The 11,691-nt window shown below is 65.0% G+C and carries 9 protein-coding genes and 1 pseudogene; 2 read left to right on the forward strand and 8 right to left on the reverse strand.

All coding sequences use genetic code 11. The features are described 5' to 3' along the window. Positions 1–83 precede the first annotated feature (83 nt). Genes CGK93_RS18620 through CGK93_RS18640 form a run of 5 tightly spaced genes read right to left on the reverse strand, consistent with a single transcriptional unit; the run spans position 84 to position 6,054 of the window. Positions 84–1,535 (reverse strand): aldehyde dehydrogenase (NADP(+)), encoded by a 1,452-nt coding sequence (locus tag CGK93_RS18620; protein WP_089596097.1) that lies wholly within the window; start codon positions 1,533–1,535, stop codon positions 84–86. After that, a complete protein-coding gene (locus tag CGK93_RS18625) occupies positions 1,516–2,688 on the reverse strand; it encodes a mandelate racemase/muconate lactonizing enzyme family protein (RefSeq protein ID WP_089596098.1) in 1,173 nt (390 codons plus the stop codon). Before CGK93_RS18625 ends, CGK93_RS18620 begins: the two co-directional genes overlap by 20 nt. Next, the gene (locus CGK93_RS18630; protein ID WP_089596099.1) at positions 2,688–3,593 is read right to left on the reverse strand and encodes a 5-dehydro-4-deoxyglucarate dehydratase; all 906 of its coding nucleotides are present in this window, start codon (positions 3,591–3,593) and stop codon (positions 2,688–2,690) included. Before CGK93_RS18630 ends, CGK93_RS18625 begins: the two co-directional genes overlap by 1 nt. Next, the gene (locus tag CGK93_RS18635; protein ID WP_089596100.1) at positions 3,590–4,612 is read right to left on the reverse strand and encodes an NAD-dependent epimerase/dehydratase family protein; all 1,023 of its coding nucleotides are present in this window, start codon (positions 4,610–4,612) and stop codon (positions 3,590–3,592) included. Before CGK93_RS18635 ends, CGK93_RS18630 begins: the two co-directional genes overlap by 4 nt. Before the next feature lie 29 nt (positions 4,613–4,641). Further along, positions 4,642–6,054 (reverse strand): Gfo/Idh/MocA family protein, encoded by a 1,413-nt coding sequence (locus CGK93_RS18640; RefSeq protein WP_089597586.1) that lies wholly within the window; start codon positions 6,052–6,054, stop codon positions 4,642–4,644. A gap of 189 nt (positions 6,055–6,243) precedes the next feature. Between CGK93_RS18640 and CGK93_RS18645 the strand changes: the two are divergent. Then, positions 6,244–7,274: pseudogene (locus CGK93_RS18645) on the forward strand (LacI family DNA-binding transcriptional regulator). A gap of 41 nt (positions 7,275–7,315) precedes the next feature. Here CGK93_RS18645 and CGK93_RS18650 read toward each other — a convergent pair. Beyond that, complete coding sequence (locus CGK93_RS18650) at positions 7,316–8,014, reverse strand: FadR/GntR family transcriptional regulator (protein WP_089596101.1); 699 nt, start codon at positions 8,012–8,014, stop codon at positions 7,316–7,318. Positions 8,015–8,104: 90 nt separating this feature from the next. On the opposite strand from CGK93_RS18650, the gene CGK93_RS18655 reads away from it, so the two are divergent. Continuing rightward, positions 8,105–9,436: an alpha-hydroxy acid oxidase gene (locus CGK93_RS18655; protein WP_089596102.1), complete on the forward strand. Its 1,332-nt coding sequence runs from the start codon at positions 8,105–8,107 to the stop codon at positions 9,434–9,436. A gap of 80 nt (positions 9,437–9,516) precedes the next feature. Here the strand turns inward: CGK93_RS18655 and gdhA are convergent, their stop codons facing one another. Further along, a complete protein-coding gene (gene gdhA, locus CGK93_RS18660) occupies positions 9,517–10,854 on the reverse strand; it encodes an NADP-specific glutamate dehydrogenase (protein WP_089596103.1) in 1,338 nt (445 codons plus the stop codon). 207 nt (positions 10,855–11,061) lie between these two features. Further along, positions 11,062–11,622 (reverse strand): ArsR/SmtB family transcription factor, encoded by a 561-nt coding sequence (locus CGK93_RS18665; protein ID WP_089596104.1) that lies wholly within the window; start codon positions 11,620–11,622, stop codon positions 11,062–11,064. Between the last annotated feature and the right edge of the window lie 69 nt (positions 11,623–11,691).

Consider the following 11,691-nt stretch of genomic DNA (forward strand, 5'->3'; position numbering starts at 1 on the left):
CCTACCCAACTGGGTAACAGCAAACGTCGCTATGAGGGCTCATTGCGACGTTTGTTGTTACCCAGTTGGGCGCGGGCGGTGGGTTAGCTGAGCGTCAGCACGCCGTCCACGCGCCGCGGGATGCCCAGCGGGTTGGCGTCGCGCAGGGCCGGGTGCAGGACAGTCTCCGGAGCATCCTGGTAGGCCACCGGACGCTGGAAGCGGCGTACAGCGGTAGCGCCTACGGAAGTGAACAGCGATGTGGTTGCCGGGTACGGGCCGCCGTGCTGCTGGGCCCAGTTCACGGCAACTCCCGTGGGCCAGCCGTCGAACAGGACCCTGCCAGCCAAACCGCTGAGCTGCTCCACAAGTGCGGAGACGTCTTCACCCGGTTCCGCGTGCACCGTGCCCGTGAGGCTGCCCGGAACCTTTGACAGGGCCGCGGACAGTTCCTCCTGGTTGGCGTACTCGATGAGCAGCGTGGTGGGGCCGAAGCATTCCTCCAAAAGCTCTTCGGGGCGCTCCAGCACGTTGGCTGCACTGGTGGAGAACACCACTGGTGCGGCGCCGTCGGCCAGGCTGTTCTGCTGCACGGTGCCACTGACGACGGCGACACCCGGCTGGTCTGCGACGTTCCGAAGACCGTCCGGGTACGCCTCGGCGATCCGCTCGGTGAGCATGGCAGCGGTGGGCTTGTCCTTGCTGGCCTCGGCCAGGTGGGATGCGAAGTCCGTGCCCGCCGGGATGAAGACGAGTCCCGGCTTGGTGCAGAACTGGCCCGCACCCATGGTGAAGGAACCGGCCAGGCCCGCGGCGAGCTGCTGGCCACGTTCGGCCAAGGCATCCGCTGTGATGACCACAGGGTTCAGGCTGCCGAGTTCACCGTAGAACGGGATCGGCTCCGGACGGGAGGCCGCGAGATCAAACAGTGCGCGCCCACCGGGAATGGAGCCGGTGAAGCCGACGGCCTTGATGGCGGGGTCCTGCACCAGAGCTGTGCCTGCCTCGCGGCCGCTGACCAAGGCGAAGATCCCTTCCGGCGCTCCAGCCTTGGCCAGGGCTTCGCTGACTATCTCAGCGGTGCGCTCGGAGAGGCGAAGGTGTCCCGAGTGCGCCTTGACGATCACCGGGCAACCCACTGCCAGTGCGGAGGCGGTGTCACCACCGGCCACGGAGAAGGCGAACGGGAAGTTCGACGCCGAGAACACGGCTACCGGACCGATCGGACGCAGGATGCGGCGCAGGTCGGGCTTCGGCGGAGTGGAGGCCGGGTCGGCGTGGTCGATCACGGCTTCGAGGTAGGAACCCTCGGTGATCACGTTGGCGAACAGCCTCAGCTGGCCACTGGTCCTGGCCACCTCACCGGTGAGCCGGACGGTGCCAAGGCTGGTCTCGGAATCGGCGATGGCCACCAGTTCGGTGACGTTGGCGTCCAGGGCGTCGGCGACGGCGGTCAGCCAGGCCGCGCGCTCGGCATCGGTTGCTGCTGCGGTCACCTTTGCGGCTGCCGTGGCTGCGGCGGTGATGGCTGTCAGGTCAAGAGTTGCTGTACTCAATGCGGTTTCCTTTACTCTCAGGGGCGGCGGTCTCGGATGCGGGCAGCGGCGGTGCGGGCAGCGGCGGTGCGGGCGCTCCGGCGAACTCAAAGCCCAGTCCGGGGCGGCCTGTGCTGCTCAGTGTGCTCTGGCCCTTGCTGTTGTTGATCCGTACCGGCGAAGGCCCGGCCAGTATTCCGAGTTGCTCGAAGGACGCGTCTTCCACGTCCTCCACGCTCACGGTTTCGGCAAGGGTGAGCGCCAGCTGCCCGGAGAGCTCCGGAAGAAGGTGCGGCGCCACCCTGATGCTGTTGGCCCGGGCCAGCTCAACGATCCTGCGGAACGGCGTAATGCCGCCCACCCGGACGATGTTGGGCTGGATGATGTCCACGGCTTCGGCTTCGATGAAGTCGCGGAAACGGTAGATGGTGTGCACGTTTTCCCCCAAGGCAATGGGTACCGGAGAGTGCTTGCGCAAACGCCGGTAGGCCCAGAGGTCGTCGGCCCGGATCGGTTCTTCCAGCCATTCCAGTCCGTACTCCCCCAAAACGTCCAAAGCACGGAAGGTATGGGCCAGGTCCCAACGCTGGTTGGCGTCAATCATGAGCAACCGGTCCGGGCCGATGACCTGTCGGACAGCGGCAACGCGTTCGGCATCTTCCCGGAGTTCGGGCTTGCCCACCTTGATCTTCACGGCGTGATGCCCGGCGGCAACCCATCGCTGGGCCTGCTCCACGAGCTGCTCCAGCGGGTAGTGCAGGTTCACGCCGGAGCCATACACCTCCACCGATTCCCGGCGCTGGCCCAAGAGGCCTGTGACCGAGGTGCCGGCCTGCCGTGCTTTCAGGTCCCACAGGGCCAGGTCCACGCCGGCCATCGCGATGGTGGTGAGGCCTCCCCCACCGGCCTCATGCAGCCGCTTCCAGAGCTGGTCCCACACGATCTCCGGGTTTGCTTCGAGGCCCAGGATGAACGGTGCAATGTCGTAATCCAAGAGGGCTTTGACCGCCTGGGGACCAATGGTGGGTGTCCACGAGAAACCATGGCCCCTGCCGCCGTCGTCCGTGGTCAGTTCGGTGACGATCACATGGTTCTCGGGCGCCTCGGCACCCCAGCTGCGCAGCAGCGGGACCGTGATCAGCCGGGTGGTGAGGCCCGTGATGCGGGCCGGCATCAGCTGCCGGCCAGCTCGTGGCCCTTGGCCAGGATGGACTTGAGCTCCAGCAGTTGTTCTTCACTGGGGTCCACCAGCGGCGGACGGACCGGGCCAACGGGCAGCCCGGCAAGGCGCAGGCCTGCCTTGATGAGGGAAACGCCAAAGCCCGGGGTCTGGTCTCGGAGCCGGACCAACGGAGCGTAGAAACCTTCGAGCAGGGCATGGCGGCGCTCTTCATCACCGGAGACGTAGGCGTCGTAGTAGGCCTTGGCGATTTCAGGGGCCATGGCGAACGCTGCCGAGGAGTAGAGCGGGATGCCCAGGCCACGGTAGGCACCCTGGGTCAGCTCTGCGGTCAGCAGGCCGTTGAACAAGGCGAAGTCGGTGCGGCCACTGGCGTTGATCGCGGAGACGATTTCCTGGGCCAGCCCGACGTCGCCGATTCCGTCCTTGAAGCCCACAACCTTCGGGTTGGCGGTGAGGCGCGTGATGGCCTCGGCGGTGAACTTGGCCGTACCGCGGTGGTACACGATCACCGGCAGGCTGCTCGCGGCGGCGATGGCTTCGACGTAGGCCACGACACCGTCCGTGGGACCGGTAACGAGGTAGGGCGGGAGCACCAGGAGGGCATCCGCGCCGGCTTCCTCGGCCACCTTTGCTGCCGCGATGGCGTGCCCCAGCGGTCCACCCGCACCGGAGACCACGGGAACCGCTCCAGCAACAGCCTCGACGGCGGCGGTCACCACGGTGCGGATCTCATCGATGGAGAGCGCATGGAATTCACCGGTGCCGCAGGCGGGGAAGACACCGCCCGGGCCGAACGGCAGGCGGGAGGTGAGGTGCTCCTTCAGCAACGCCACATCCACGGTGCCGTCTTCAGCGAAGGGAGTGACGGGGAAGAACAGTACGCCGTCAAAGTTCATGGGGTCTCCTTGGTTGCTCCCGCCGGGACCAGGCCGGCGTGGTTCTCGTCATTGAGTGCTGCAGGGTTGAGTGCTGCGGGGTTGTCCTCGTGGTCAGACGCGGTGTCCGCGCCTTCGTACGGCGGGGTGAGTTCGGTGCGCCACGAACGTTTGGGTTCCCAGCCGAGGAGCTCACGGGCTTTATCGATGGAGAACGCGGGGCTGGTTCCGGTCAGGTCTTCGGTGAGGGGTCCGCTGCCTGGCAGGAAGCGCGGGAACAATTCCGCCAGGGGCGCGGTAGCCAAGGCATCCTTGGCGCCAACAAAGAAGACCTGGCCGTTGGGGATGCTGTCCATCTTCTCCAGCAGCACGTCCAGGAAATCGGCCACATCCCGTGCGTCCACATAGTTGAACAAGGCCGGTGCGGACAGTGCGGGATCGTCCAGGCGCTGCCGGATGGTGTGCCCCTGTTGCGTCAGGGCGCCTTCCCATTCCTCCGGGGACAGGACGTAGCACGGGCGGAATGCCGCGTACCGGATCTTGTCGCCCTGTGCTGCGGCAAACATCTGCACGGTCTGTTCGGCGATCAGCTTGGACAACGCGTAGGCGTTCCACGGCTTGGGCGGCGTCTGCTCGTTCAGGGGGAACGACGGCGGCAGCCACCCGGCCGGTGAGCCATAGCCCAGGGCGGTGGGGCTGGACGCCGTCACGATCTTCGGGACTCCGGCGTCGGTAGCGGCACTGACCACAGCGTAGGCGAGCCGGGTGTTCGTGCTGAAAATGACGTCCTCGGGTGCGCTGAAAGGTACGGCAATAGCAGCGAGGTGGATGACGGCGTCGGGCGCTGTTTCGCGGATGAGCCGCTCCGCTTCCCCCGGCGCCAAAAGATCAGCGGTGTACTGCTCGGCCCCGGCGGGCAGTTGCTCTGCTGGGATGGCGTCCCGGTCCACCGAGATCACCTTGTGGCCGGCGTCTGCCAGTCCAGCCACAACGCTGCGTCCCAGGCGACCGGAACCTCCGGTGACGAAAATCCTGCTCATGGTCTTGTCCTTGCTTGGTAGTGAACCGGTCAGGCCTGGCTGCGGCTGAGGTCGGCGCCGAGGCCCAGTTCGCTGATACGGACGGGTTGGTCGGTCTCCAGGGACTGGTTGCCGGCGATACCCACCGACACGGAACGGAGTCCGTCGATGTAGCCGGACGGACGGCCCAGCGGATCAACGCCGGGACCGTTGAAGAGGTCCGAAAGGAGCAGATTGTCACCGCCGCCGTGGCCGCCTTCGCCGTTGACGATCGGAACTTCGTAGGCAGCTTCCCAGTGGCGCTGGACTACCAGGCGCTCACCATTGCGGCGTACGGCATCCTCTTCCTCGATGGGAGTGGCGCTCGGGTCCACCACGGTCTTCTTGTCGGTGCTGGACTCGACGGCGGCGCGTTCCACCACTTCGAGTTCGGCCCGGCCTTCGGTGCCGTTGACGGTGACCCGGTAGCCTTCCCACGGGCTGTGGGCGTTGAGCGAGTAGCTCAGCGTCGGGCCGCCCTGGTAGTCCACCACGAGGGCGAGGTTGTCCTCGATGGTGATACCCCCGGTGAAGACGTCCTGGTCACGGATGTAGCCGTCAAACTTTTCGTTGTCGTAGTACAGGGCCTTCAGGCGCTCGTCGTCGCGCATGTCCAGGCGGAACGGATCGTGCTCAAGACCATCAACGGTGCCGCGCTCCGGACGGGCTCCCAGGCCGCGCTCTGCAGCATTCTTGTCGCCGTAAAAGCGCAGGCCACCGGAGGCAAAGACGCGCTCCGGAACATCGTTGATCCACCAGTTGACCAGATCGAAGTGGTGGGAGGCCTTGTGGATGAGCAGGCCGCCGGAGTTCTTCTTTTCACGGTGCCAGCGGCGGAAGTAGTCAGCGCCGTGCACGGTGTCCAGGACCCAGCTGAAGTCGATGGAGGTGACCTTGCCGATCACGCCGTTCTGGATGACTTCCTTCAGCGCCGTGTTGCGCGGCGAGTAGCGGTAGTTGAACGTCACCACCACGTTTTTGCCGGTTTTCGCCACGGCTTCCGTGATACGGCGGCAGCCGTCAACGTCAATCGTCAGCGGCTTTTCAACCACGACGTCGGCACCCGCCTCGAGCGCCTCAACGATGTAGTCCGCGTGGGTGTAGTCGGGCGTCGTGACGATGACGCGGTCGATGTCGTTGGACTGGATGAAGCTGGTGAGCCGGCCCGGCTCAAAGGAGGCAACGGGCTCCGTTCCGCCAAGCTCCTTGATGAGCTCTTGGTAGAAGTCCACCCTGCCCTGGTTGACGTCGGAGAGCGCAATAAGTTCTGCAACGTCCGCGTGCTGCCCATAGATGGCCCGGATGTACATTTCCGAGCGGCCACCGGTGCCGATGAGGGCGATGCGTGTCCGGCGGTGGCCTTCAGCCCGGGCAGTGGGTGCGGCCGTTGCGGTCTGGGTCTCGGCTGAGTCGACGGTGACCATGTTGGCCATGAGAGATGCCCCTTTCAAAAGGCAGGAGTGAACCGCTTGACGGCCCGGCTTCGTATGGGAAGAATCATGAGAAAGCGTTTTCTCAGAGCGTTATAAGCTTTGTATCAAGACTCTGGTGGTCACGTCAACCACTGCTCCAACGACGGCGCATTCGGGAGACGACCAATGGGAAGGGGCCACATGGCACGCAGGAACACCAACAGGCGCGTCGGGATAGCTGATGTCGCGGAGAAGGCCGGCGTCTCGCACGCCACCGTTTCACGCGTCATGAACGGTAACGCCGCAGTGGATCCCGGGATTGCGGCGCGGGTTCGGACAGCCGCGGCGGAATTGAAGTACCAGCCCAATCCGGTGGGGCGCAGCCTTGCCCTGGGCAAGACTGACACCATCGGCATCGTGGTCCCGGATCTGGCCAACCCAACCTTCCAGGCCATCCTCCGCGGACTCAGCATCGCTGCCGCCCAGGATGGTTACCGCGTCCTCATTGCCGACTCCTCCGAAGTCACCAGCGAGGAAGCCATCCTGGCCGGGGAAGCCCGCCGCCGCTGCGATGGCGTGGTCCTCTGCGCACCCCGCATGCCCGACGCCGAACTTGAAGAGCTGGCGCCCACCCTGCACCCGCTGGTGCTCATCAACCGCACCACCATCGCCACCAACACTCCGAGCCTGAGCGTGGACTACGGGCAGGGCATCCAGGAACTGGCGCAGCATCTGGTCTCCCTGGGACACCGCCGGCTGGTGTTCCTGTCAGGCCCGAGCACAGCGCCTCCAACCGCCAACGTTTGGTGGGCCTGGACCAGTTCCGCGCCGGGCACCCGGAGATCGAACTGCAGATGCTCCACGGTGGATCCAACTTCGATTCCGGCCATGAGTCCACCGAGGCCATCATTGCCAGTGGTGCCACCGGAATCCTGGCCTTCAACGACCTCGTGGCCATGGGACTGCTCAGCGGCCTGCACGAGCGTGGTGTTCGCGTTCCGGAGGACATCTCCGTGACAGGCTTCGACGACATCCCCTTCGCCAAATACACCACTCCCCCGCTGACCACTGCTGCCGTGCCCATCAACGAGCTCGGAAGCCTCGCTTGGCGGAGAATGCGGGAACAGATCCAGCAAGCCGGCGAAGCCACCACCCAGGCGCAGGATGAGTTCTCCCCCAGGATGGAGATCCGTAAGAGCACCGCAGCGCCGGCCCTCAAGCCCGCGAACTGACGCTTAATGCCAATGTTCGCCGCGAACATTGGCATTAAGCGTCACTTGGGTGAGGGGTTTGCGCCCACTCCGGCCTCTTTGTAGAAGCCCTGGATGTGGGCGGCCACCAACTCAGCTGCCTTGCCGCCGTCGTGGTTGTTCACCGCGGCGAGGATGGCACGATGCTCTGCCCGGAGCCGGGCTGAGGTTGCGTTCCAATCAGGGAGGTTTCCAGTCAGCTCACCCGCATAGTTCTCGATCGCGCCCCGGAGCGAGGCCATCATGGCGCTGACCACGGCATTGCCGGCGGCCTGCGCGAGCGCCACATGGAAGCGGGCGTCCAAGGCAAGGAATGTATCGATGTCCGGGGCAGCGTCCATCCGGTCCAGCAGCTCCGCGGCTTCCTCCAGCTCCGGCACCCCCACCATGGCCCTTTCAGCCGCCCACGATTCCAGCAGGACGCGGGTCTCCACGATGTCCGCCACGGGAAGATGGCGCGTGGCCACGTGCAGCCGGAGGGTGGAACCCAGCGCAGAGCCAGGCTCAGCGATGACCACGGTCCCTGCGTCTTTTCCGGACCCCACGCCGGCACGGACCACGCCCATCGCCTCGAGGATGCGGACTGCCTCGCGCACGGAGGTCCGGGAAACCTTCAATTGCTCGGCCATGGCGCGTTCACCCGGGAGCCTGCCGCCGAGGGCAAGGTCTCCATCGGACAGCTGCTTCTCGATCCATTGCAGGACCAACTCGTGGGTACGCATAACGGAATACTAGTTGATGTGGTCCAACCACATGGATTACAGTGTGGTTAGACCACAGTGGTAAGACCACAGAATTCAAGGGAGAACCGCATGACCGACACCCTCGATCCCAAGATCACGGCCGCGCCCGCAAACGCCGGGAGCGACGAAAACGTGACTCGTCCGCCCCAGCCGCGTCCCGCCGTCGTGCTTCCGCCGGCACTGAAGCGCCGCGTCCCCAAGGTCTCCGACCTGGCCCCGCTCATGCAGTTCAAGAAGCCCGAATTCAGCAAGACCGCACGACTCAAGCGCGCCAGCACCATCTGGGAACTGCGGGACATGGCCAAACGCCGCACGCCGCAGGCGCCCTTCGACTACACCGACGGCGCAGCCGAAGAAGAGATCACCCTGCGCCGCGCGCGCCAGGCGTTCCAGGACATCGAATTCCGTCCCGGCATCCTGCGCGATGTCTCCAAGATCGATCTCCGCACCGACATCCTGGGCAAGGAATCACGCCTGCCGTTCGGCATCGCGCCCACAGGATTCACGCGCATGATGCAGTCCGAGGGCGAGTACGCCGGCTCGCAGGCCGCTGAAGCCGCGGGCATTCCCTACACCCTGTCCACCATGGGCACTGCGTCCATCGAGGACGTCGCCACGGCTGCGCCGAACGGCCGCAACTGGTTCCAGCTGTACTTGTGGACGGACCGCGACCGCTCCCTGGAACTGATCGAACGCGCAGCGAAAGCCGGCAACGACACCCTCATGGTCACCGTGGACACTGCGGTTGCCGGCGCCCGCCTGCGCGATGTCCGCAACGGCATGACCATCCCGCCGGCGCTGACCATCAAAACCGTCCTGGATGCGTCCTACCGCCCGGCCTGGTGGTTCAACTTCCTCACGCACGAGCCCCTGACCTTCGCTTCGCTTTCGCGTTACACCGGCACCGTGGCAGACCTCATCAATTCGATGTTCGACCCCACCCTGACCTACGAGGACCTGGACTGGCTCCGCGAAACCTGGAAGGGCAAGCTGGTGGTCAAGGGCATCCAGACCGTGGAAGACGCCCGCAAGGTAGTGGACCACGGCGCGGATGGCATCATCCTGTCCAACCACGGCGGCCGCCAATTGGACCGCGCACCCATCCCGTTCCACCTGCTGCCGGAGGTCACCACGGCATTGAAGGCTGACAACAGCAAGGCCGCAGTCATGCTGGACACAGGCATCATGAGCGGCGCGGACATCGTGGCAGCCCTCGCCCTGGGCGCGGACTTTGCCCTGATCGGCCGCGCATACCTGTACGGCCTCATGGCCGGTGGACGCGAAGGCGTGGACCGCACCATCCAGATCCTGGAGAAGGACATGACCCGCACCATGGCGCTGCTCGGCGTCAGCAAGGTAGCGGACCTGAACCCGGACCACGTGCGGCTGCTCCAGCGCTAAAGCACCCATGCAGGTAGCAGTAGAGGCCGTTTTGAACGCTCAAAACGGCCTCTACTGCTACCCAGTTGGGCTAAGGGGTACTAGATCAGGCCCTGGGCCAGCATTGCGTCGGCTACCTTGACGAAGCCGCCGATGTTGGCGCCCACCACGTAGTTTCCGGGCGCACCGTATTGCTCGGCAGTCTCGGCGCAGCGATCGTGAATGCCCACCATGATCTCGGTGAGGCGCTGCTCGGTGTGCTCGAAGGACCATGAATCGCGGCTGGCGTTCTGCTGCATCTCCAGGGCGGACGTCGCCACACCACCGGCATTGGCAGCCTTGCCCGGCCCGAAGAGGATCCCGGCTTCCTGGAAGACGGATACAGCGGACCGAGTGGAGGGCATATTGGCGCCCTCAGCCACAGCGATCAGGCCATTGCTGACCAGCTTGGCGGCAGCTTCGCCGTCGAGCTCGTTCTGGGTGGCGCACGGCAGCGCGACGGTGCCGTTGACGTCCCACACGGAACCGCCGGCAACGTGGCTTGCCCCGCTACGGCGGGCCGCGTACTCCGTGAGACGGCCGCGCTCTACTTCCTTGATCCGGCTCAGAAGCGCGACGTCGATCCCCGCCTCGTCCACGATGTAGCCGGCGGAGTCGGAACAGGCCACTACGGTGGCGCCAAGGGACTGGGCCTTGGCGATCGCATGGATGGCCACATTGCCGGAGCCGGAGACCACTACGCGCTGACCGTCGAAGGACTGACCGCGGGTCTTGAGCATCTCCTGGGCGAAGATCACCGTTCCGTAACCGGTGGCCTCGGGGCGAACCAGGGAACCGCCCCAGGAGATGCCCTTACCCGTCAGGACGCCGGATTCGTAGCGGTTGGTGATGCGCTTGTACTGGCCGAAGAGGTAGCCGATCTCGCGACCGCCCACACCGATGTCACCGGCGGGAACGTCGGTGTATTCACCGATGTGGCGGTAGAGCTCGGTCATGAAGGACTGGCAGAAGCGCATGATTTCGGCATCGGAACGCCCGCGGGGGTCGAAGTCCGAGCCGCCCTTGCCGCCACCGATGGGCATGCCGGTGAGTGCATTCTTGAAGATCTGCTCAAAGCCGAGGAACTTCACGATTCCCAGGTACACCGAGGGGTGGAAGCGGAGCCCGCCCTTGTAGGGGCCGAGCGCGGAGTTGAACTCCACCCGGAAGCCACGGTTCACGTGGACGCGGCCGGCGTCGTCGGTCCACGGGACGCGGAAGATGATCTGGCGCTCCGGCTCGCAAAGACGCTCCAGGACGGCGCCCTCAAGGAATTCAGGATGGCGATCGTGCACGGGGCCGAGGCTTTCGAAGACCTCAGTGACGGCCTGGTGGAATTCCTTCTCCCCCGGGTTCCGTGCCAACACGGTGTCGCGGACAGCTTCGAGCCTTGAATCCATGCGTGTTCCTATCCTCAGTGCGCCGACCCGCGGCGAGACGATCAGTCCCGCTCATGGTTGCACCGAGGGAGATGGGATCTCCATCCGGAGCCAATGTGACCCTTAAAGCTGAGTTAACACAACTGTAGAAAATCGTTGAAAACACAAGGAAACGCAAGGTAAACAAAAACTCACAATGTGATGAGGATCACGTTAAGGAGAGGCGCGCTATCGCTTACGCCCGAACTTGGGAAGGTTGGGCAGGTTCGGAAGGTTGGCCAGGAGGTCAGCAGCCTTAGTGGCGGCGCGGCCTACGGTGCGGCCGATTTGCTGGGGAACGGTGTCGTCGGACGCGGGGTCAAGGGAGACAGTGGTTCCACTCGCGTGGACCTTGACGGCCTGGCCAATGGCGTCGGCGCGGTTGGGGACTGGCGCGACGGCGGCTTCGGCGGGAGCCACAGCGGCGGGCACGTCCGCGGCAGCGGTGGAAGACGCCGCAGCAGGCACGACGACGGCGGGAGCCGGAGTTCCGACGTCGAACGTTTCAAGCCAGCTCGCGACGCCGGCAAGCGGCTTGGGATTCAGGGCATAGAAGCGCTTCTGGCCTTGCGCGCGCATGCTGACCAGATCAGCCTCGCGGAGCACCTTCAGATGCTTGGAGATTGTGGGCTGGCTTGCAGCCAGTTCTTCCACCAGTTCGCCTACTGCTTTATCCCCAGAGCGGAGGGAGACCAGGATGTCGCGTCTGGTTGCCTCAGCTATGACGGCAAATACGTCGTCAGTCACCATGTCTCCCACCCTAGCGACATATACGCCAATTGGCATCCCTGTTTCGTTGTGATGCAGGCGGGATCCGGG

Origin of the sequence: Arthrobacter sp. YN, from assembly GCF_002224285.1 — a bacterium.
Taxonomy (GTDB): domain Bacteria; phylum Actinomycetota; class Actinomycetes; order Actinomycetales; family Micrococcaceae; genus Arthrobacter.

Bases quoted from the DNA above. Each gene is read 5' to 3' on its own strand.
- CGK93_RS18625 (WP_089596098.1), bottom strand. From the start codon at position 2,688: ATGCCGGCCCGCATCACGGGCCTCACCACCCGGCTGATCACGGTCCCG.
- CGK93_RS18630 (WP_089596099.1), bottom strand. From the start codon at position 3,593: ATGAACTTTGACGGCGTACTGTTCTTCCCCGTCACTCCCTTCGCTGAA.
- CGK93_RS18635 (WP_089596100.1), bottom strand. From the start codon at position 4,612: ATGAGCAGGATTTTCGTCACCGGAGGTTCCGGTCGCCTGGGACGCAGC.
- CGK93_RS18640 (WP_089597586.1), bottom strand. From the start codon at position 6,054: ATGGTCACCGTCGACTCAGCCGAGACCCAGACCGCAACGGCCGCACCC.
- CGK93_RS18650 (WP_089596101.1), bottom strand. From the start codon at position 8,014: ATGCGTACCCACGAGTTGGTCCTGCAATGGATCGAGAAGCAGCTGTCC.
- CGK93_RS18655 (WP_089596102.1), top strand. From the start codon at position 8,105: ATGACCGACACCCTCGATCCCAAGATCACGGCCGCGCCCGCAAACGCC.
- gdhA (WP_089596103.1), bottom strand. From the start codon at position 10,854: ATGGATTCAAGGCTCGAAGCTGTCCGCGACACCGTGTTGGCACGGAAC.
- CGK93_RS18665 (WP_089596104.1), bottom strand. From the start codon at position 11,622: ATGGTGACTGACGACGTATTTGCCGTCATAGCTGAGGCAACCAGACGC.